Annotated in this window: 17 protein-coding genes and 2 pseudogenes; 5 read left to right on the top strand and 14 right to left on the bottom strand. The window is 65.3% G+C overall.

Going from position 1 to position 20,022, the window contains the following annotated elements; all coding sequences use genetic code 11:
- Positions 1–41: 41 nt before the first annotated feature.
- From ACVIGA_RS32435 to ACVIGA_RS32425, 3 genes and pseudogenes are all read right to left on the bottom strand, one after another.
- Positions 42–378: pseudogene (locus ACVIGA_RS32435) on the bottom strand (PhoD-like phosphatase N-terminal domain-containing protein); the annotation flags it as partial.
- Positions 379–557: 179 nt separating this feature from the next.
- Positions 558–989, bottom strand: coding sequence for a hypothetical protein (locus tag ACVIGA_RS32430; protein ID WP_456669194.1), 432 nt, complete (start codon positions 987–989; stop codon positions 558–560).
- 179 nt (positions 990–1,168) lie between these two features.
- Positions 1,169–4,642, bottom strand: a pseudogene (locus tag ACVIGA_RS32425) (indolepyruvate ferredoxin oxidoreductase family protein).
- A gap of 203 nt (positions 4,643–4,845) precedes the next feature.
- On the opposite strand from ACVIGA_RS32425, the gene ACVIGA_RS32420 reads away from it, so the two are divergent.
- The 4 genes from ACVIGA_RS32420 to ACVIGA_RS32405 all read left to right on the top strand — a co-directional run bounded on the left by ACVIGA_RS32420 (position 4,846) and on the right by ACVIGA_RS32405 (position 7,663).
- Positions 4,846–5,796, top strand: a complete 951-nt coding sequence (locus ACVIGA_RS32420; protein WP_456669193.1) for a hypothetical protein — start codon at positions 4,846–4,848, stop codon at positions 5,794–5,796.
- Between the two features lie 48 nt (positions 5,797–5,844).
- Positions 5,845–6,399, top strand: coding sequence for a carboxymuconolactone decarboxylase family protein (locus ACVIGA_RS32415; RefSeq protein WP_456669192.1), 555 nt, complete (start codon positions 5,845–5,847; stop codon positions 6,397–6,399).
- Position 6,400: 1 nt separating this feature from the next.
- Complete coding sequence (locus ACVIGA_RS32410) at positions 6,401–7,201, top strand: SDR family NAD(P)-dependent oxidoreductase (protein WP_456669191.1); 801 nt, start codon at positions 6,401–6,403, stop codon at positions 7,199–7,201.
- 243 nt (positions 7,202–7,444) lie between these two features.
- Positions 7,445–7,663 carry a hypothetical protein gene (locus ACVIGA_RS32405; protein WP_028334528.1) on the top strand — a complete coding sequence of 73 codons (219 nt, stop codon included), beginning with the start codon at positions 7,445–7,447 and terminating at the stop codon, positions 7,661–7,663.
- A gap of 37 nt (positions 7,664–7,700) precedes the next feature.
- On the opposite strand, the gene ACVIGA_RS32400 is transcribed toward ACVIGA_RS32405, so the two are convergent.
- Positions 7,701–10,883, bottom strand: a complete 3,183-nt coding sequence (locus ACVIGA_RS32400; protein WP_456669190.1) for an efflux RND transporter permease subunit — start codon at positions 10,881–10,883, stop codon at positions 7,701–7,703.
- Positions 10,884–10,906: 23 nt separating this feature from the next.
- The gene (locus ACVIGA_RS32395) at positions 10,907–12,151 is read right to left on the bottom strand and encodes an efflux RND transporter periplasmic adaptor subunit (protein ID WP_456669189.1); all 1,245 of its coding nucleotides are present in this window, start codon (positions 12,149–12,151) and stop codon (positions 10,907–10,909) included.
- A 205-nt stretch (positions 12,152–12,356) separates the two neighbouring features.
- Between ACVIGA_RS32395 and ACVIGA_RS32390 the strand changes: the two genes are divergently transcribed.
- On the top strand, positions 12,357–12,956 hold the full coding sequence (locus ACVIGA_RS32390) for a TetR/AcrR family transcriptional regulator (RefSeq protein WP_456669188.1): 600 nt from the start codon (positions 12,357–12,359) through the stop codon (positions 12,954–12,956).
- A 12-nt stretch (positions 12,957–12,968) separates the two neighbouring features.
- Here the strand turns inward: ACVIGA_RS32390 and ACVIGA_RS32385 are convergent, their stop codons facing one another.
- The 9 genes from ACVIGA_RS32385 to phnG are packed head-to-tail and all read right to left on the bottom strand — an operon-like array spanning position 12,969 to position 19,936.
- Complete coding sequence (locus ACVIGA_RS32385; protein ID WP_375779548.1) at positions 12,969–13,580, bottom strand: pyridoxamine 5'-phosphate oxidase family protein; 612 nt, start codon at positions 13,578–13,580, stop codon at positions 12,969–12,971.
- Between the two features lie 35 nt (positions 13,581–13,615).
- Positions 13,616–14,212 carry a phosphonate metabolism protein/1,5-bisphosphokinase (PRPP-forming) PhnN gene (gene phnN / locus ACVIGA_RS32380; protein WP_456669187.1) on the bottom strand — a complete coding sequence of 199 codons (597 nt, stop codon included), beginning with the start codon at positions 14,210–14,212 and terminating at the stop codon, positions 13,616–13,618.
- Positions 14,209–15,363: an alpha-D-ribose 1-methylphosphonate 5-triphosphate diphosphatase gene (locus ACVIGA_RS32375; protein WP_456669186.1), complete on the bottom strand. Its 1,155-nt coding sequence runs from the start codon at positions 15,361–15,363 to the stop codon at positions 14,209–14,211. The genes phnN and ACVIGA_RS32375 overlap by 4 nt, the downstream gene beginning before the upstream one ends.
- Before the next feature lie 13 nt (positions 15,364–15,376).
- A complete protein-coding gene (gene phnL, locus ACVIGA_RS32370) occupies positions 15,377–16,075 on the bottom strand; it encodes a phosphonate C-P lyase system protein PhnL (protein WP_456669185.1) in 699 nt (232 codons plus the stop codon).
- A gap of 8 nt (positions 16,076–16,083) precedes the next feature.
- Entirely contained in the window at positions 16,084–16,881 is a 798-nt protein-coding gene (gene phnK / locus ACVIGA_RS32365) for a phosphonate C-P lyase system protein PhnK (RefSeq protein ID WP_050423104.1), read from the bottom strand.
- Entirely contained in the window at positions 16,874–17,758 is an 885-nt protein-coding gene (locus tag ACVIGA_RS32360) for an alpha-D-ribose 1-methylphosphonate 5-phosphate C-P-lyase PhnJ (RefSeq protein ID WP_016846424.1), read from the bottom strand. Before ACVIGA_RS32360 ends, phnK begins: the two co-directional genes overlap by 8 nt.
- Complete coding sequence (locus tag ACVIGA_RS32355) at positions 17,755–18,858, bottom strand: carbon-phosphorus lyase complex subunit PhnI (RefSeq protein ID WP_456669184.1); 1,104 nt, start codon at positions 18,856–18,858, stop codon at positions 17,755–17,757. The genes ACVIGA_RS32360 and ACVIGA_RS32355 overlap by 4 nt, the downstream gene beginning before the upstream one ends.
- Positions 18,859–18,861: 3 nt before the next feature.
- Positions 18,862–19,470: a phosphonate C-P lyase system protein PhnH gene (gene phnH, locus ACVIGA_RS32350; RefSeq protein WP_456669183.1), complete on the bottom strand. Its 609-nt coding sequence runs from the start codon at positions 19,468–19,470 to the stop codon at positions 18,862–18,864.
- 4 nt (positions 19,471–19,474) lie between these two features.
- Positions 19,475–19,936: a phosphonate C-P lyase system protein PhnG gene (gene phnG, locus ACVIGA_RS32345; RefSeq protein ID WP_456669182.1), complete on the bottom strand. Its 462-nt coding sequence runs from the start codon at positions 19,934–19,936 to the stop codon at positions 19,475–19,477.
- Positions 19,937–20,022 lie beyond the last annotated feature (86 nt).

Here is a 20,022-nt window from a genome sequence, read left to right as displayed (position 1 = left end):
CGGCTTTCGCCGGCGACGCCGTCGCGGTCCTCGAAGCGAACCCGATAGAACAAGTCCTGTCCCGGCGGCAGGCCATCGAGCAGCAGCTTGGCGGTGAAGTCGCGCTCGGGCAGCGCATCGGCGGATGGTGGCGAAGCTATCGACGCCTGCGCATTCGATGTGCATCCGTGCGGCGCGATCGGCGCGGGCCCAGATCACAGCGGAATCGCTGGCAACGTCGCCGGACTGGATGCCCGCGATCGCGGGACGATCCGCGGCGCGGCTCAGGTAGGGCCTTGCCAGCGCGCCCAATCCTGCCAGCGCGGCCGTGGACGCCGAGCGCACCAGAAGCTGACGCCTCGTGAGGCCTCGCCCCCTCGCGGAGATCGCTGTCGGCATCGAACAACCTTCGTCGAATCGCAACGAAGGTTTTGCCTGCGCCGTTTGACTCCGCCCTTACGATTTCTTGACTCTGTGCCGACGGTTTTGCGACGGCGGGATGACTCGAGGGAGATGGAGATCTTAACGGTGTCGTCAGGCGCCATGCGCGCAAACTGGCGTGAGATCGCCGAACCGCTTCACCGCTGCCAGTTGCAGATGCCGCCGGTGCGGCACGGCCAGGTCTGGATCCTGGTGTCGCGGGCTTCCGCATCGAGCGGGTTCGTGTGTCGCCGCGCCAGCTTGGCGCGGGCCGGAACCTGCGTCGCTGCGCGCTTCGGCTCACGCGGCGCCGTCACCTTGGCCGTCCGCGCAGCCATCTGCGGCTCGACTTTCGGCTGATCGACCTGCGGCTCGACATTGGCGTGCTGATCCGGGCTGCGATCGGTCTTCGCCTCGACCGGAATCGGCGCGAACTGCGCCGGCGGGCCGAGCGGCTTCGGCGACAGCACGGCCTTGGAGAGGTCGAGGCTGAAGAACTCGCTTGGACGATAGTCGTCAGCAAACGCCACGCCACCCAACGCCAGGTACGCGGTGCAAACAGTTGCAACAAAAGCGCTTTTCAGGACCATCAACGGGCCTCCTGAAATCACTCGAACAGAACAGCCGTTATGTAGGGGCCCGGCCGCGCGAATCCAGCCGCGGCTCGCAGGCAGGGTTACCGGTCAACCAAGGCGGCCGAGGAAAGTTCCGCCGCCCACCCGCCTGAAGCCCCGTTCCAATGGGATCGGAACGGGGAAAACGCTCTGCCCTACTCCGCTGCCTGCGCCAGCGGCTGGCCGATCGCACGCTCCAGCCGCGCACATTCGGTGCGGTAACGGGCGACGTTGCCTTCCTTGATGTGGCCGTAGCCGCGCACGAGGTCGGCTACCTTCGCCAGCGCCACCAGGCGCGGCAAATCGAGCGGCTTCTTGCCGTCGAGGTGACGCAGGATCATTGTCGAGTAATCCACCGGCAGCGCGCGCTCCATCTTGCGCTCGGCGGTATAGCCGAAGATGTCGAACGCGGTGCCGCGCAGGCCCTTCAGCCCCGCCAGCAGGCCGAACGCCTTGAAGATCCACGGCCCGAACTCGCGCTTCTGCAACCGCCCGGTGACGGGATCGCGCTGCGCCAGCAGTGGCGGCGCCAGCAGGACCTTCAGACCGGAATTGCCCTCGAACTGCTCCTTCAACGCCTTGCTGAACTCGCCGTCGGAATAGAGCCTCGCGACTTCGTATTCGTCCTTGTAGGCCATCAGCTTGAACAGACCCTTTGCAAAGGCCTCGGTCAGGTCCTGCGAGCCCGGCGCTGCGGCAGCCTCGGCGGAGCGGACGCGCGCGACGTCGTCGAGATAGCGCTTGGCGTAGGCCGCGTCCTGGTAGTCGGTGAGGAACTTGGCGCGGAACGCGATCGCCTCATCCAGCGTCTTCTTCGCCGGCGCTGCGCCTGCATTCTTGAAGCGCGCGGCGCTGACCACGCGCTGCAGATCGTGCGCGGCGAGCCGGCCCCACGAGAACGCGGTCTTATTCATCTCGATCGCCGCGCCGTTGAGCTCGATCGCCTTCAGGATGGCCTCGAGCGACAGCGGGATCGCGCCGCGCTGGAACGCAAAGCCGAGCATGAAGGCATTGGTTGCGATGCTGTCGCCCATCAGCGCGGTGGCAAGCCCGGTGGCATCGAGGATGTCGAGATCATCCGGTCGCACCGCGCCGTTCAGCGCATCGCGCATCGAGCTGGCTTCAAAGTCGATATCGGGATCGATCACGAAGCTCGCGGTCGGCAGCAGGTCGGCGTTGACGACGGCGCGAGTGATGCCGCGCTCGGCGCGGCTCAGCGCTGGCATGCTGGTGGCAACGACGAGGTCGCAGCCGAGGTTCAGATTGGCATTGCCGGGCGCGATGCGGACCGTGGTCAGCATGTCGGACGTGGGCGCAAGCCGGACATGGCTCATGACCGCGCCGTTCTTCTGCGACAGGCCGGTGAAGTCGAGCGTCGAGCAGGCGAGCCCCTCGACATGCGCGGCCATGCCGAGCAGCGCGCCGATGGTGATGACGCCGGTGCCCCCGATGCCGGTGATCAGGATGTTGTAGGGGCTGCTCAACGCGGCCGCGGGCGGCTTCGGCAGGTCGGCGAACAGCGCCTTGGGATCGGCGGCGGTGCGGTCGGCCTTGCGCAGCTTGGGATCCTGCACCATCACGAAGCTCGGGCAGAAGCCCTCGATGCAGGAGAAATCCTTGTTGCAGTTCGACTGGTCAATGCGGCGCTTGCGGCCGAGCTCGGTTTCCAGCGGCTGCACCGAGACGCAGTTCGACGCCACCGAGCAGTCGCCGCAGCCTTCGCAGACGCGCTCATTGATGAAGACGCGCTTGGCCGGATCAGGAAACAGCCCGCGCTTGCGGCGACGGCGCTTCTCGGCGGCGCAGGTCTGGTCGTAGATCAGGACGGTGAGGCCCTCGATCTCGCGCAAGGTGCGCTGCACGGCGTCGAGCTCGCGGCGATGATGGATGGTGGCGCCGGACGGGAATTAATTGGCGGGATATTTGTCGGGATCGTCGGAGACGATTGCGAGTTTCTTGGTGCCCTCGGCCGCGACCTGGTGCGCGATCTGCGCCACCGTGAAGCCGCCTTCGGCAGGCTGGCCGCCGGTCATCGCGACCGCGTCGTTGTAGAGGATCTTGTAGGTGATGTTGACGCCGGCAGCGGCAGCGGCACGTAGAGCCAGAAGGCCGGAATGCGTATAGGTGCCGTCGCCGAGATTCTGGAACACGTGCTGTTCGCTGGTGAACGGCGCCTGCCCGATCCAGCTCACGCCCTCCGCGCCCATATGCGAGATGGTCTGGGTGTTGCGGTTCGGTACCGACAACGCCATGCCGTGACAGCCGATGCCGGCCATCGCGCGGCTGCCTTCCGGAATCTTGGTCGACGAGTTGTGCGGGCAGCCCGAGCAGAAATACGGCGTGCGTTGCAGCTTCGTGGTGCCGGTGCCCTCGGCCGGGCGATCGAACGCCTCGAGTTTGGCCAGCCGCTGCTCCAGCAGCGGGCTGCGGTGGCCGAGCTTGCGCAGCCGCGCGACGACGGCGGCCGCCACCATGGTCGGCGTCAGCTCGCCCTCGCTCGGCAGCAGCGGCGCGCCGCTCTCGTCGCGCTTGCCGACCACCGACGGACGCTTCGACGCGTCCATGTTGTAGAGGATGCGGACCAGCTGATCCTCGATGAAGCCGCGCTTCTCCTCGACGACCAGCACGTCCTGCAGGCCTTCGGCAAAGTCGCGCGCGCCGCGTGCTTCCAGCGGCCAGGTCAGCGCCACCTTGTAGATGCGCAGACCCAGCGCCTGCGCGTCGGCATCGGTGATGCCGAGATCGGCGAGCGCCTGGCGCAGATCGAGATAGGCCTTGCCGGTCGCCATGATGCCGAGCCGCGCCGGCTTCGAATCCAGCACGATGCGGTCGAACCGGTTGGCGCGGGCGAAGGCCGCGACCGCCTCCATCTTGGGCCCGTGCAGCCTGCGCTCGGCCTCCAGCGGCGGATCCGGCCAGCGGATCGACAGCCCGCCGGGCGGCATCTCGAAATCGTCGGGCATGATGATCTTGATGCGATCGGGATCGCTGACGATCGAGGCCGAGCTTTCGACGGTCTCCGAGATCGCCTTGAAGCCGACCCAGCAACTGGAATAGCGCGACAGCGCAAAGCCGAGGATGCCGAGGTCGAGATAGTCCTGCAGCGTCGCCGGATTGACCACCGGCATCAGCGCCGAGGCGAACACCTGCTCGCTCTGATGCGCCAGAGTGGAGGACTGGCAGCCATGGTCGTCGCCGGCGAGCGCAATCACGCCACCATTCGGCGAGGTGCCGGCGGAATTGGCGTGCTTGAGCGCGTCGAGCGAGCGGTCGACGCCGGGACCCTTGCCGTACCAGATCCCGAACACGCCATCGACCTTGGCCCCGGGGAACATGCCGACCTGCTGGCTGCCCCACACCGCGGTTGCCGCCAGGTCCTCGTTGAGGCCGGGAACGAAGGCGATGTCGTGCTCTTTCAGAAAGGATTTCGCCCGCCACAGCGCGTGGTCATACATGCCGAGCGGCGAGCCTCGGTAACCGGAGATGAAACCCGCGGTGTTCAGCCCGTGCGCACGGTCGCGTTCGCGCTGCAACATCGGCAATCGGACCAGAGCCTGGGTACCGGAGAGGAAGATTCGTTTCGTGTCCAACCGGTACTTGTCGTCCAGTCCAACTTCCATCAACGCCATCAGTTTCAGGCTCCCCGCCGATCAGGTCACGCCGGTCCGAACCGGTCTCATTGTCTTGCCCATGATCATGCATCAGCATGCACTGATTTTGTTATGCATGAACAGCCCCGTTCCATGGCCACAGCACATATCTCATGTTGCGTATCCGAGGCTTGCCGAACCCCGGCATCTTTGGAACGGTGGCCCGCAAAGGGAGACCAAGGATGATTAAAGTCGAATCCGCGTTCACGACGGAAATCGTGGAGAATGGCAATTTGCTGGTGGGTCCCTGGCGCAGCCCGAAGCAAATGCTACAGGCCCAGACCTACGACTCCCACGCCTCGATCCATGACGATGCAACCGCGCAGAAGCTCGGCTTCCGCGGCGGCACGATCGAGGGACCGACCCATTTCAGCCAGTTCGCGCCGCTGTGCGAGCGGATCTGGGGCCGCGCCTGGTTCATGACCGGATGCCTGTCCGCGCACTACCGCAATCCGGTGTTCGAGGGCGAAGAGGTGCAGGCCCAGATCGAGAAGCCGAAGCCGGGCCAAACCGTTTGCACGATCGGGATGATCAAGCGCGACGGCACCGAGATCCTGCGCGGCACCGCCTCGATCGACGGCGACGGCACCGAGACCGCGCTGAGCCACCGACTCGGCGAATTGAAGCCTCTGACCGATCCGGTGATCCTCGCCGACATCAAGGTCGGCATGAAGACGCCCCGGCAGGCGATCAAGATGGATTTCGACCAGAACATGGGCGATCTCTATCCGTTCTCGCTGGCCGACAAGCTCAAGGTGATCACCGAGCCTTCGGACTATTATTCGCTGGAGTACAATCCCTGGGGCCGCGCCATCATCCCGATGGAGATGCTGAGCGTGCTGTTCCAGTACCGCGCGCGCGAGGACCGGCTGCCGGTCCGCGGCCCGGCCGTCGGGCTGTTCGCCGATCAGGAGATCCGGCTTGTGCGCGGGCCGCTGTTCCCGGGAGAGACCTATTGGGTCGAGCGCGAGGTCGTCGCGCTCTCGGGCAGCAAGCGCACCGAGAGCATGTGGGTGCGCTCGACCGTGTTCGATGCCGACAACGCCGTGGTCGCGACCATGCTGCTCAACGGCGCCAGCATGAAGGACTCCTACGCCAACTACGAGCGTGAGCACAAAACGCTTTACGGCTGAAGCTACAGCCGCCCCCTTCCGCAAGCCGCCGAACCAAGGACAACAACAATGGCCCGCCTGCCCTATCTCGAAGCCGATCAGGTCGCCCCCGAATATCGCGACATGCTCAAGCGCAACACCAATTTGCACAAGCTGCTGGTGAACTCGCCCGACATGGCGCGCGCCTTCAACGGCATCGGCGGCTACATCCGTTTCAAGAGCAAGCTCGACCCGCGGCTGCGCGAGCTCGCGATCCTGCAGGTCGGCTGGCTCGAGAAGTCGGAATACGAGTTCACCCACCATGTGAAGATCGGCAAGGAGTTCGGCGTCACCGACGAGGACATCCAGGGCCTGATCGCGGAAGCCTCTGGCGAGCCGTCGAAGCTCGAGCCGCTGGCGAAGGCGATCCTCAGGGGTGCCCGCGAGATGGTGCGCGAGCTTGCGATGTCGGAGGCGACCTTCGCCAAGATCAAGCGAGAGCTGTCCGACGAGCACATGACCGATCTGGTGCTGACCATCGCGTTCTACTGCGCCGTGGTGCGCGTGCTCGCCACCATGCAGATCGACAACGAACCAACCTACAAAGAGGTACTGCAGCAGTACCCGATCCCGGGAGTGAAGTGACATGCGCCTTAAAGATCGCGTCGCCATCGTCGTCGGCGCCGGCCAGAGCCCCGGCGAGGGCATCGGCAACGGCCGCGCCACCGCGCTGACCTTCGCGCGCGAAGGCGCCAAGGTGCTGTGCGTCGATCACAATCTGGCATCGGCGCAGGAAACCGTCGACCTGATCGCAGCCAACGGCGGCACCTCGGTCGCTTTCAAGGCCGACGTCACCAAGAATGCCGACATCAAGGCGATGGTGGCGGATGCGCATGGCCGCTGGGGCAGCGTCGATATCCTGCACAACAATGTCGGCGTCAGCCTGTCCGGCGGCGACGCCGAGCTGCTCGATATCACCGAGGAAGCGTTCGACCGCTGCGTGGCGATCAACCTGAAGAGCTGCATCCTGGCCGCCAAGCATGTGATCCCGATCATGCGCCAGCAGCAGCGCGGCTCGATCATCAACATCTCGTCGATGGCCGCGATCACGACCTATCCTTATGTCGCCTACAAGGCGACCAAGTCGGCGATGATCGCCTTCACCGAACAGCTCGCCTACCAGAATGCGCAATATGGCATTCGCGCCAACGTGATCCTGCCGGGGTTGATGAACACGCCGATGGCGGTGGACACGCGCGCACGCGAGTTCAAGAAGAGCCGCGCCGAGGTCGAGGCCGAGCGCGACAGCAAGGTGCCGCTGCGTCACAAGATGGGCACCGGCTGGGACGTCGCCAATGCCGCGCTGTTCCTCGCCTCGGATGAGGCGAATTTCGTCACCGGTGTGACGTTGCCGGTCGACGGCGGCGCCAGCGTGCGGCGCGGTTAACGGATGGCGAGGAATCCGGCAGGTTAATCCTGCTGATTAACCTGTGTGACGATGTGCGATTAATCACTGTGACGGCATCACGTGGCAATGCGCCACAATGATTCGAAAAAATTGAAGTATTCCAATGACACGGCGATGTGACGGCGTCTCCACATAAATCGAAATCCTGACTCGTTGTGGTCGCACCAAATTCATCTGCGCTCTGTATCCCGCACGCCAAGAACTTCTGGAGTGCCTGGACCAATGAGCGAAGAATTCGAACTCAGACCCGATCAGTGGGATGCGCTGAAAGCGTTGCGGGCTCCCGCAGCCAACCCTTCACGGCTGAACCGGTTCGCCGTCGAGAGCCTGATTACGCTCGGTTATGTCGCCGTGCGCGGCGATTCGTTTGAACTGACGCCCGCGGGCCGCAAGGTGCTGGTCCGCGGTTCGTCGCTTCTGCTGCTCGATATCGCAGCCTGATCCCTTCGAAACTGACATCAAGCTTACACACGCGGCATCATGCCGCGTGTGCTTTTCCGGGGATGGTCGCCTCGCCGTGCTGCGTCAGCGGCTTCATGCCGGTGACAGTACGCAGCAGCACATAGAACACCGGCGTCAGGAACAGGCCGAACACGGTGACGCCGATCATGCCGGAGAACACCGCGACGCCCATCGCACGCCGCATCTCCGAGCCCGCACCGCTCGACAGCACCAGCGGCAGCACGCCCATGATGAACGCCATCGACGTCATCAGGATCGGCCGCAGCCGCAGCCGGCTGGCCTCGATCGCAGCGCGGATCGGTGAGCGCCCGGCGAATTCGAGCTCACGCGCGAATTCGACGATCAGGATGGCGTTCTTGGCCGACAATCCGACCAGCACGATCAGGCCGATCTGGGTGAAGACATTGTTGTCGCCCTTCGACAGCCAGACGCCGAACATCGCCGCCAACAGGCCCATCGGCACGATCATGATGATCGAGAGCGGCAGCGCCAGGCTCTCATAGAGCGCGGCGAGCACCAGGAACACCAACAGGATCGCGAGCGGAAACACCCAGATTCCGGAATTGCCGGCGATGAACTCCTGATAGGTCAGGTCGGTCCATTCGAAGGCAAAACCCGGCGGCAGCGTTTCGGCGGCGATCCGTGTCGCCGCCTCCTGCGCCTGGCCGGACGAAAAGCCGGGCGCCGCAGCGGCGTTGATGTCCGACGACAGGAAGCCGTTGTAGCGGATGGCGCGCTCCGGACCTGCACTCTGGCGGACCTTCAGCAAGGCCGACAGCGGCACCATGTCACCGGACGACGAGCGCACCTTCAACTGCCTGATGTCGTCGGCACGCGCGCGGAACGGCGCGTCCGCCTGCACATAGACCGAATAGGTGCGGCCGAATTTGTTGAAGTCGTTGACATAGTAGGAGCCGAGATAGATCTGCAGCGTGTTGAAGACCTCCGTGACCGGCACGCCGAGCTGCAACGCCTTGGTGCGGTCGATGTCGGCGAACAGCTGCGGCACGTTGACCTGGAAGCTCGAGAACGCACCGGCGATCTCCGGCGCCTTCTGGAGCGCGCCCATGAACGCCTTGGTGGCGTCGTTCAGCGCCTCATAGCCGAGGCCGGCGCGGTCCTCGATCTGCAGCTTGAAGCCGCCGATGGTGCCGAGGCCGTTGACCGGCGGCGGCGGGAACATGGCGATGAAGGCATCCTGGATGCCGGCATATTTCTTGTTCAGCGCGGCCGCGATCGCTGGGCCGCTCAACGACGGATCCTTGCGCTCGTCGAACGGCTTCAGGGTCGAGAACACGATGCCGGCGTTGGACGAGTTGGTGAAGCCGGAGATCGACAGGCCGGGAAACGCCACCGAGCTTTCGACGCCCGGCTGGGTCAGCGCGATGTCGCTCATCTTGCGGATCACTTCCTCGGTTCGGTCGAGCGTGGCGCCGTCGGGCAGCCGCGCAAAGCCGACCAGATACTGCTTGTCCTGCCCCGGCACGAAGCCGCTCGGCACCTGCTTGAACAGCACGCCGGTCAGGCCGATCAGCAGCACATAGAGGCCGATCACCACGGCCTTGCCGTAGATCACCTTGGTGACGGTACGGCCGTAGTTCTCCGAGGACTTGGTGAAGACCTTGTTGAAGCCGCGGAAGAACCAGCCCAGCGACTTTTCCATGCCGCGGGTCAGCCAATCCTTCGGCTCGTTATGCCCCTTCAAGAGCAGCGCCGACAGCGCCGGCGACAGCGTCAGGGAGTTGATCGCCGAGATCACGGTCGAGATCGCAATCGTCAGCGCGAACTGCTTGTAGAACTGTCCAGTGAGGCCGGAGATGAAGGCGAGCGGCACGAACACCGCGATCAGCACCAGCGCGATCGCGATGATCGGGCCGGACACTTCGCGCATCGCCTGGTTGGTGGCATCGCGCGGCGACAGGCCGGATTCGATGTTGCGCTCGACGTTCTCGACCACGACGATGGCGTCGTCGACCACGATGCCGATCGCCAGCACCAGGCCGAACAGGCTGAGTGCGTTGATCGAGAAGCCGAATACATGCATCACCGCGAAGGTGCCGACGATCGACACCGGGACCGCGATCAGCGGAATGATCGAGGCGCGCCAGGTCTGCAGGAACAGGATCACGACCAGCACGACGAGCGCGATGGCCTCGAGCAGCGTGTGGATGACGGCTTCGATCGAGGATCGCACGAATTGGGTCGGATCGTAGACGATCTGATACGACACGCCTTCCGGCATGTTCTTCTTGATCTCGGCCATCGTCGCGCGGACATGGTCGGAGATCTCCAGCGCATTCGAACCCGGCGCCTGGAAGATCGGGATCGCGACCGCCTGCTTGTTGTCGAGCAGCGAGCGCAGGCCGTATTCGGAGGCGCCGAGCTCGATCCGCGCGACGTCGCGCAGCCGCACCACCTCGCCGGCCGAACCGGTCTTCACCACGATGTCGCCGAACTGTTCCTCGGTCGACAACCGTCCCTCGGCGTTGACGGAGAGCTGGAGGTCGAGGCCCTTGACGCTGGGCGAGGAGCCGACCACGCCGGCCGCGGCCTCGACGTTCTGCGCTTGGATCGCGCGCACCACGTCGCTTGCGGTCAATTTATGCTCGGCGGCCTTCTGCGGATCGACCCAGACCCGCATCGAATAGTCGCCTGCGCCATAGAGCTGGACGTCGCCGACGCCGTCGATCCGCGCCAGCCGGTCCTTGACGTTGAGCACTGCGTAGTTGCGCAGATACGTCATGTCGTAGCGGTTGTTCGGCGACAGCAGATGCACGACCATGGTAAGGTCGGGCGAGCTCTTCTTGGTGATGATGCCGAGCTGGCGCACCACAGCCGGCAGGCGCGGTTCGGCCTGCTGCACCCGGTTCTGCACCAGCTGGGTCGCCTTGTCGGGGTCGGTGCCGAGCCGGAACGTCACCGTCAGCGTCATCGCGCCGTCGGTGGTCGCCTGGCTCGACATATAGAGCATGCCCTCGACGCCGTTGATCTGCTCCTCGATCGGCGTTGCGACCGTCTCGGCGATCACCTTCGGATTGGCGCCGGGATAGGTCGCGCGCACCACGACCGACGGCGGCACCACGTCGGGGTATTCCGAAATCGGCATCGCCACCAGCGAGATCAGGCCAGCCAGGAAGATCAGGATCGATAGCACGCCGGCGAAGATCGGCCGGTCGATGAAGAATTTTGAGAGATTCATGGCTCCGCCCCCGCGTGCAGCGCCTAGCGCTGCACGACGTGCTGGTTGGTTTCAGTGGATGCCTGTTGCATGCCGCGCGCGCCCATCTCGGCGACTTCCATCTTCAGAAGTGCGCCGGGACGCACGCGCTGCAGGCCGTTGACGACGATGCGGTCGCCGGATTTCAGGCCGGCGGTGACGATCCGCAGGCCATCGACCGCGCCGCCGAGCGTGACGGAGCGGTACACCGCGCGGCTGTCGTCGCCGACCAGCATGACGAACTTCTTGTCCTGGTCGGTGCCGACCGCGCGTTCGTCGACCAGCACCAACGTCTGCTGCTGGGGTTGGCCCATGCGCACGCGGGCGAACTGGCCCGGGATCAGCCGGCCGTCTTCGTTCTTGAACACGGCACGGACGCGGATGGTGCCGCTCTGCCCATTGACCTGGTTGTCGATCAGCTGGATGTGCCCCTTGGCGCTGAGGCCGCCCGACGTCACCATGTCCACCGGAATCTGATCGAGATTGCCGCGCTTGCCGGACGCGTCCGCGATCGAGTTCAGCGCGCGCAGCACGACCTCCTCATCGGCATCGAAGCTCGCATAGATCGGATTGACCGAGACCAGCGAGGTCAGGACCGGCGACGAGGTGCCTGCCGCGACGAGATTGCCGACGGTGATCTCGATCCGGCCGACCCGGCCGTCGACCGGTGCGCGGACCTCGGTGTAGTCGAGATTGAGCTTTGCGGTCTGCAGCGCGGCTTCGGCGGCCTTGACGTTGGCGATCGCCTCGCGATTGGCGTTGTCACGCTGGTCGAAATCGCGCTTGGTGACGATGTTGTTGCCGACCAGCTGTGCGCCGCGCTCGACTTCACTCGTGGTGAAGACCACGCGGGCCTTGGCCGCCTCAAGCTGCGCCTGGGCCCGGTCGACCTCGGCCGCGTAAGGCGCGGGGTCGATCTTGAACAGGATGTCGCCGGACTTCACCAGCGCGCCCTCGGTGAAGTTGGTCGCCAGGATCGCGCCCGCCACTCGCGGCCGCAACTGGACGCGGTCGACGGCTTCGAGCCGGCCCGAGAAGTCATCGAACAGGGTGGTCGGCCGCGGCTGGATCACGGCGACGGTCACCGGCACCGCGGGTTCAGGGGCGGCAGCGGCCGCGGTCGCCTGCGCAGCGTGGAAATAGTGGCCGGTCGCGATCGAACCGACCACCGCGAGGGCGCCGAGGATCACAACGCCACCGACAACGCGTCGGAAACGGCCGGAACGGGGATTTTGGGTTGACGAGGGCATTCACGCGCTCCAGAGATTTGTAGTGTTCGCTACAAATGTGGAGCTGGACGCCGGTTCGCAAGATACTTATGTATTGAGCACTATGAATTTATTATCTCATTCGTTGGGAAATGGGAAGACGCGGAAAAACATCACGTGCAACAATAGGATAAGCCAGAGACAAAGCCGTCACAGAACCGGCACCCGGCTTACGGAGTAACTGAAAATGGGAATGGGACGCCCCCGCGCCTTCGACGCCGATGCCGCTTTGGACCGGGCCATGGACGTATTCTGGCGCCACGGTTACGAGGGGACCACGATCGCCCAGCTCACCGAGGCGATGAGCATCAATCCGCCCAGCCTCTACGCAGCCTTCGGCAGCAAAGAGGGCCTGCTGAAGGCCGCGCTCGACCGCTATTCCGAAAAGCGCAACGCCTGGATGGAAAAGGTTGTGGGCGCCTCGACTGCGCGAGAGGTGGCCGAACGATTCCTGATGGAGCACGCGGACGCCCAGACCGATCCCGCCAACCCGCCCGGTTGTCTGCTAGTCCAGGGCGGCCTTGCCTGCGGCACCGGCTCGGAAAACGTCCCATTCGAACTGGCGGCGCGCCGCACCCACACCGAAGACCAGTTGCGCGAGCGCTTTGTCCGCGCCAAGGCCGAACGTGACCTCGGCGAAAACGCCGATCCGGTCACGCTTGCTCGCTATCTCTCCGCGGTCACATCCGGCATGTGCGTGATGGCCTCCTCGGGCGCCGACCGCAACACGCTGCGCGAGATCGCGGCGGTGTCGCTGAAGGCGTTCGATGAGCAGGCGAAGGCCTGAACGCTTCTTTCGTCACCACATGGTCTGGCGCGCGCGCTCCGGCCATTCGCGATCGTATTTCTCGCCGCCGACCGTGTGCTCGCTCATCTCGGCGAGGATCTGACCTGGCGTCGGCAGCGCCTTTGAATCGACCTGCTTGTCCGGATTCCAGAGGTCGGAACGCACGATCGCGCGGGCGCACTGGAAGTAGATCTCGTCCACATTCATCACGATCACCGTACGCGGCGCCTTGCCTTCCATCTTGAAGGAGGCGAGCAGCTCCGGCTCAGCCGAGACATAAGCGCGGCCATTGACGCGCAGCGTGCTGCCCGAGCCCGGAATCAGGAACAACAGCCCGACGCGAGGATCGCGAACGATATTGCGCAGCGAATCGCAGCGATTGTTGCCGCGGCGATCCGGCATCATCAGCGTTTTCGAATCATGGATGCGCACGAAGCCCGGCAGGTCGCCGCGCGGCGAGCAGTCGAGCCCCTCGGGCCCTGAGGTCGCGAGCGACACGAACGGCGACTTCTCGATGAGCACACGATAGAGCGGTGTCACATGATCGGCGACCTTCACGGTCGACGCGTCATTCGGGAAGCCGTAGATCGCCTCAAGCTGCTCGATCGTGGAAATCACCGACATTCGTGCTGTTCTCCTTTGTGGCTAGTCGTCTCTTGCTACTCGTCCCAGCGCTCGCCCTTGATGATGCGGACAAGCTGTCGCGCGTGATAGTCGGCGGTGCCGGAATTGACGATGGTGAAATCGGGCGTCGACGCGCTTTCGTCGACGGTGCGGGCCAGCCGCTGCGCGAGCAGGCCGTCGCTGCTGCGTGCCCGCGCAGCCAGCCGCGCGGCTAGGACGTCCGGCGGCGCGGTGATCGAGACAACCACGGCGTTGGCATATTTGCGGCGTGCCGCCGCTATCACCGTGCGGGAGACGTTCGCGATCACGGTGCGCCCGGCGCGGATCTCATCGTTGATCGCCCGCGACAGCGCATAGCGATGGCCGTGCGCTTCCCAGTGCATGGCGTAGTCGCCGGCGGCGACCGCACGCTGGAAGGTCTCTGCGCTGATCTCCTCGTTGTCTTCCGACGCCGAGGCCTGGCGGGTGATCAGGCGACGCGGAAAGACGACATCACGGTCATCGGCGCAGGCGGCCTTCGCCAGTCCCAGCAGCGTGTCCTTGCCGGCGCCGCTCGGGCCCACCACCAGGATCAACCGGCCGGGACCGATCGTGCTGGCGTGCTGCGCGGCGACGGCAGGGACCTCGTTCATGCGACCCTGGCTCCTTCGCGCCAGACGCTGCGCACGACGGGCAGATCGCGCGCGACGTGCACGCGGATCAGATCGGCGCGCCGGCCGACCGCGATCTCGCCGCGATCGGACAGGCCAACCGCCTCGGCCGGCGTCTTGGTCACGGTGCGGACGGCGGAGGCGAGATCGATCGCCGGCACGTGCCGCGGCAGTTGCAACGCCGCCATCAAGAGACTCGATGGGATGTAGTCCGACGACAGGATATCGAGCATGCCTTCATTGGCGAGATCGACGGCCGCGATATTGCCGGAGTGCGAGCCGCCGCGCACCACGTTCGGCGCGCCCATCAGGATGTCGATGCCGGCGGCGTGCAGACCGCGCGCCGCTTCCATCGTGGTCGGGAATTCCGCGACCGCGACCTTGTCGTTGACGGCGTCGACCACGTTCTCATCCGTGGTGTCGTCGTGGCTCGCGAGCGGAATCTTGTACTGATGCGCCAGCGCGACGATCGCGCGAGTGTTGGCCACGGCATATTCCTTCTGATAGGCGAAGCGCCGGGCGAACAGCACGTCGAGCTGGGCATCGGTCATGCCGCCGCCCTTGCCGCGGTAGTAATCGCGCAGCTTCACCTCGTCGCGGAACTGGCGCTGGCCCGGCGTATGGTCCATCAGCGACATCAGCCGCACGTCCGGCCGGTCGATCAGCTCCTTGGCCTCGGCGACGACATCAGGCATCGGGACTTCGCAGCGCAGATGCAGGAAGTGATCAGCACGCAGCAGATTCTCCTCGCGCGCGGCCGAGATCGCTGCCGCCAGCACGCCGGCGCGGCCGTCGACATCCTCAGCGCCGTCCTCGCGCCAGACCCGCAGCGAATCCAGCACGGTGGTAATGCCCGAGGTCGCGAGCTGCCCGTCATACGAGATCACGGCAGCGACCGGGTTCCAGAACACCTTCGGGCGCGGCACGTAGTGCATTTCGAGATGGTCGGTGTGCAGCTCGATCAGCCCGGGCATCAGGAGATCGCCGCCGGCGTCCTCCGCTGCCTCGGGCGCCCTGCCCTCGCCGAATTCGGCGATCTTGCCATCAGCGATCGCAACCCAGCCCTGCTCGATCACGCGATCGGCGAGGACCAGCCGGGCGTTGCCGACGATGGTGTCTTGCTTGGCGGTCATTTCAAACGGTCCTTCAGGCAGCAGCGGCGAACGAGGTCACGTCCACGATACGGTCGGCAATCAGATGGCGGATTTCGTCGTCATGGACAATCGCGACCATCGCGACGCCCTCGGTCTTTTTCTCCGCAATCAGCTCGACCACCACTGCGCGATTCGCCGCATCGAGCGAAGCGGTCGGCTCGTCCAGCAGCAGGATCGGCAGATCCGAGATGAAGCCGCGCGCGATGTTGACGCGCTGCTGCTCGCCGCCGGAGAAGGTCGAGGGCGGCAAGGTCCACAGCCGCTCAGGAATGTTGAGCCGGCGCAGCAGTTTTCCGGCGCGTTCGCGGGCTTCCTCGCGCGCCACGCCGTTGGCGATCAACGGCTCGGCGACGACGTCGATGGTCGCCACCCGCGGCACCGCGCGCAAAAATTGGCTAACATAGCCGATCGTCGAGCGGCGGATGCTCAGCACCTGGCGCGGCTCGGCGGTGGCGAGGTCGACCACCTTGCCGCGATGGCGGATGCCGATCCGGCCGCTGTCGCAGCGATAATTGCCGAAGATCATCTTCAGGATCGAGGATTTGCCGGCGCCCGACGGGCCCGACAGCACCACGCATTCGCCGGGATCGGCATGGAACGAGACGCCGCGCACCACGGGCAGCTCGACGCCGCCCTGCAGATGCATGGTGAAGGTCTTCTCGGCGTTGGCAAGTTCGATCATCGCGGTCATTGGCAAGCTCATGGCGGCAGTATCGAGGAAACGAGCAGCTGCGTATACGGCTCGCGGGGATCGTCGAGCACCTGGTCGGTGAGACCAGTCTCGATGACGCGGCCGCCCTTCATCACCATCACGCGATGCGACAGCAGCCGCGCGACCGCGAGATCGTGGGTTACGACGATGGCGGCGAGGCCGAGCTCGCTGACGAGGTTGCGCATCAGGTCGAGCAGCCGCGCCTGCACCGAGACGTCGAGGCCGCCGGTCGGCTCGTCCATGAACACCAGCCGCGGCTCGGTGACGAGATTCCGCGCGATCTGCAGCCGCTGCCGCATGCCTCCGGAATAGGTCTTCGGCGCATCGTCGATGCGGCCGACATCGATCTCGACGCGGTCGAGCCAGGTCGATGCGGTGTCTCTGATACGACCATAGTGATTCCAGCCGACCGCCATCAGCCGCTCGCCGACATTGGCGCCGGCCGACACGCCCATGCGCAATCCCTGCGCCGGGTCCTGATGTACAAAGCCCCAGTCGGTGCGGAACAGGAAGCGCCGCTCCGCCTCGCCGAGTTCGGCGAGATCGCGCAGCACGCCGTCGCGCATCCGGTAGGACACCCGTCCCGCGCTCGGCGCGAGCTGCGCGGAGAGCAGTTGCAGCAAGGTCGACTTGCCCGACCCGGACTCGCCGACGATCGCCAGCACCTCGCCGGGATAGAGCGCGAACGAGACGTCGCGGCAGGCCGGGAGCCGGCCGTAATTCTTGGCAAGCCCCTCGGCCACCAGCAGCGGCTGATCGTTGTCGAGGCTCGAGAGCTCAGACATGCGCCTTCTCCTTGTGCGGCGCCGCGCTCTCGGTGCCGTGATGGCCGGCGGCCTGGCGCTGCTCGCAGAAGTCGGTGTCGGAGCAGACGAACATCCGCCCGCCCTTGTCGTCGGTGACGATCTCGTCGAGATAAGAGTTGTCGGCGCCGCACAGCGCGCAGGGCGCGTTGAAGCGATAGCGCGTGAATGGATGATCCTCGAAATCCAGCGAGACCACGGTGGTGTAGGGCGGAATCGCGTAAATGCGCTTCTCGCGGCCGGCGCCGAACAGCTGCAGCGCCGCGCAATTGTCCATCTTCGGATTGTCGAATTTCGGTGTCGGCGACGGGTCCATCACGTAGCGGGCATTCACCTTCACCGGATAGGCGTAGGCGGTCGCGATGTGGCCGAAGCGTGCGATATCCTCGTAGAGCTTGACGTGCATCAGCCCGTATTCGGCGAGCGCGTGCATGCGCCGCGTCTCGGTCTCGCGTGGCTCGAGGAAGCGCAGCGGCTCGGGGATCGGCACCTGATAGACCAGCACCTGCCCCGCGTGCAGCGACGCCTCGGGAATGCGGTGCCGGGTCTGGATCACGGTCGCATCGGTGGTCGAGGTCGTGGTCGCAACCCCCGCGGTCTTGCCGAAGAACTTGCGGATCGAGATCGCGTTGGTGGTGTCGTCCGAGCCCTGGTCGATCACCTTCAGCACGTCGTCGGGACCGAGGATCGCCGCCGTCACCTGCACTCCGCCGGTGCCCCAGCCATAAGGCATCGGCATCTCGCGGCTCGCGAACGGTACCTGATAGCCGGGGATTGCAATCGCCTTCAGGATCGCGCGGCGGATCATCCGCTTGGTCTGCTCGTCGAGATAGGCGAAATTGTATGTCGGCGCGTTCATTCCGCGGCCTCCTGCATTTCCACGGCCGCGTTGGCCTCCGCGAATTCCTGCCGCAGCTTGCGGAGCAGACCGAGCTCGGACTGGAAGTCGACGTAATGCGGCAGCTTGAGATGCTCGACGAAGCCGGTCGACTGGACATTGTCGGAGTGCGACATCACGAACTCCTCGTCCTGCGCCGGCGCCGCCGCCTCTTCGCCCAGCTCGCGTGCGCGCAGCGCGCGGTCGACCAGCGCCATCGACATGGTCTTGCGCTCGCTCTGACCGAAGGCGAGGCCATAGCCGCGGGTGAAGCACGGCGCCTCGGTGGTCGAGCCCTTGAACTGGTTGACCATCTGGCATTCGGTGAGCTCGATCGAGCCGAGCGGCACCGCAAAGCCGACGTCTTCGGCCGAGAATTCGACCTCGACCTCGCCGAAGCGGATCTCGCCGGCGAAGGGATGATTGCGGCCGTAGCCGCGCTGCGTCGAATAGCCGAGCGCGAGCAGAAATCCCTCGTCGCCGCGCGCCAGATTCTGCAGCCGCAGATCGCGATCGGCCGGGAAGTTCAGCGGCTCGCGCGTGAGGTCGCCGACCGGCGTGTCGCTATCCGCCTGCGGCGACGATTCGATCAAGCCGTCGCGGCCGAGAATGTCGGTGACCCGCGGCGTTGCCGCCTGCGACGCTTCCGCGGTCGCCGGCTGCTCCGGCACAAACCCTTCCGCGAGCTGCGGATCGAGCAGGCGATGGGTGTAGTCGAAGGTCGGCCCCAAGATCTGACCGCCCGGAACGTCCTTGAAGGTCGAGGAGATGCGCCGCCGCACCAACATCTCGCTGGTGTTGACCGGTTCGGTGGTGCCGAAACGCGGCAGCGTGGCGCGGAAGGCGCGAACCAGGAAGATCGCCTCGATCATGTCGCCCCGCGCCTGCTTGATCGCGAGCGCCGCGAGTTCGCGATCGTAGAGCGAGCCTTCGGTCATCACGCGGTCGACGCCGAGCGCGAGCTGCTCGGAGATCTGCGCCAGCGTCACCTCGGGCACATCGCGATCGCCGCGCCGCTCATGCGCCAGCAGCCGATGGGCGTTCTCGATGGCGCGCTCGCCTCCCTTGACGGCTACATACATCGCTCACACTCCGCTTGCGATCAGCCGCGTGGTACGCGGGATCGCGACAATCTTGTCGTCATGGACCAGCACGACGTCGATGCCGCGCGGGAACAGGACTTCATTGATCGACAGTCGCTGGAACAGGTCGCGCGGCTTGATCATCGCCTGCAACACCGCGCTGCCGTCGATGCCGGGCCCCTTCAGCTCGAAGGCCGGGCCCTGCGTCAGACTGTCGACCTGCAGGATCAGCGTGGTCGACCGGTCAGGATATTCGCTGCTGCCGAACGCGAAACGCTCGAGCGCCGGCAGGTTCGCCGCATCACCGATCAGCGCGAAGCTTGCGATCGCGGAATCCGTAACCACCGGCGCGCTGGCGTGAAACTTCAGCCAGCGCGCGACATCCGGCGTTGCCGACATCGCGGCATCGAGCCAGATCGGCGTGTCGTGATCGAACAGCGTCAGCGCGATCGCGGCCGAGCCGCGCATCATGCCGGCGGGCGTTCCGACATCAGCGGCGACGCGCTGCACGCTGCCCGGGCGCGCCATCGCATCCATCACGGAGCGAAACGTGGATTGTGCCGACAGCACCTTGTCGGCGAAGCCTGCGGGCATTTCGGCAATCGTCGTCATTGCATCACCCCTCACCGCGCACCATCGTGTAGAAATCAACCCGCGTCGCCGCGGTCTCGGCGGCCTTGCGGGCGCGTTCGGCATTCATGGTGACACGCAGCGGCGCGATCACCTTCGCTTCGACCTCGCCGGACAGCTCCGCGGATTGCACCATGGCGTCGCACAGTGCGATCATTTGCGCTTTGTGCGCGTCGCGGCCGAGCGTGTAGCCGAAGCCGACCTCGCCGGTCACAAGCCGCACTGCCGCGCGCGACACCGTCGCCTCGCCGAGATTGAATGGCGCACCGTCACCGCCGATCCGCCCGCGCATCATCACGAGGCCGTTCTCCGGCTCGCGCAGGTTCTCATGGCTGGGCACCGCGATCGCCGCCAGCCTGCCTGCGATGTCGGCCGCAGCGGAATGCGCCAGCACCGTCATCGCGGCCTTGCGCTGGGCCTGTTTGCTGTCTGGTCCGGTCGAACTCATGGTCGGATTCATGGGCAACCTTGCTTGCATCAAGTTGTCTATGATAATAGACAACTTGATAGCCGAGCGCCATGACTGTTTCGTGA

It is taken from the genome of Bradyrhizobium sp. USDA 3240, assembly GCF_054063295.1.
The sequence above is the reverse complement of the archived record's forward strand: the minus strand, read 5'-3'. Positions and strand labels throughout refer to the sequence as shown.

What these genes read in the sequence shown, in the direction of transcription:
- phnN (WP_456669187.1), bottom strand. Translation starts at nt 14,212, where the DNA reads ATGAACGAGGTCCCTGCCGTCGCCGCGCAGCACGCCAGCACGATCGGT.
- ACVIGA_RS32390 (WP_456669188.1), top strand. Translation starts at nt 12,357, where the DNA reads ATGGGAATGGGACGCCCCCGCGCCTTCGACGCCGATGCCGCTTTGGAC.
- phnK (WP_050423104.1), bottom strand. Translation starts at nt 16,881, where the DNA reads ATGTCTGAGCTCTCGAGCCTCGACAACGATCAGCCGCTGCTGGTGGCC.
- phnH (WP_456669183.1), bottom strand. Translation starts at nt 19,470, where the DNA reads ATGACGACGATTGCCGAAATGCCCGCAGGCTTCGCCGACAAGGTGCTG.
- ACVIGA_RS32400 (WP_456669190.1), bottom strand. Translation starts at nt 10,883, where the DNA reads ATGAATCTCTCAAAATTCTTCATCGACCGGCCGATCTTCGCCGGCGTG.
- ACVIGA_RS32385 (WP_375779548.1), bottom strand. Translation starts at nt 13,580, where the DNA reads ATGTCGGTGATTTCCACGATCGAGCAGCTTGAGGCGATCTACGGCTTC.
- ACVIGA_RS32410 (WP_456669191.1), top strand. Translation starts at nt 6,401, where the DNA reads ATGCGCCTTAAAGATCGCGTCGCCATCGTCGTCGGCGCCGGCCAGAGC.
- ACVIGA_RS32360 (WP_016846424.1), bottom strand. Translation starts at nt 17,758, where the DNA reads ATGAACGCGCCGACATACAATTTCGCCTATCTCGACGAGCAGACCAAG.
- ACVIGA_RS32430 (WP_456669194.1), bottom strand. Translation starts at nt 989, where the DNA reads ATGGTCCTGAAAAGCGCTTTTGTTGCAACTGTTTGCACCGCGTACCTG.
- ACVIGA_RS32415 (WP_456669192.1), top strand. Translation starts at nt 5,845, where the DNA reads ATGGCCCGCCTGCCCTATCTCGAAGCCGATCAGGTCGCCCCCGAATAT.
- phnG (WP_456669182.1), bottom strand. Translation starts at nt 19,936, where the DNA reads ATGAGTTCGACCGGACCAGACAGCAAACAGGCCCAGCGCAAGGCCGCG.
- ACVIGA_RS32375 (WP_456669186.1), bottom strand. Translation starts at nt 15,363, where the DNA reads ATGACCGCCAAGCAAGACACCATCGTCGGCAACGCCCGGCTGGTCCTC.
- ACVIGA_RS32355 (WP_456669184.1), bottom strand. Translation starts at nt 18,858, where the DNA reads ATGTATGTAGCCGTCAAGGGAGGCGAGCGCGCCATCGAGAACGCCCAT.
- phnL (WP_456669185.1), bottom strand. Translation starts at nt 16,075, where the DNA reads ATGACCGCGATGATCGAACTTGCCAACGCCGAGAAGACCTTCACCATG.
- ACVIGA_RS32420 (WP_456669193.1), top strand. Translation starts at nt 4,846, where the DNA reads ATGATTAAAGTCGAATCCGCGTTCACGACGGAAATCGTGGAGAATGGC.
- ACVIGA_RS32405 (WP_028334528.1), top strand. Translation starts at nt 7,445, where the DNA reads ATGAGCGAAGAATTCGAACTCAGACCCGATCAGTGGGATGCGCTGAAA.
- ACVIGA_RS32395 (WP_456669189.1), bottom strand. Translation starts at nt 12,151, where the DNA reads ATGCCCTCGTCAACCCAAAATCCCCGTTCCGGCCGTTTCCGACGCGTT.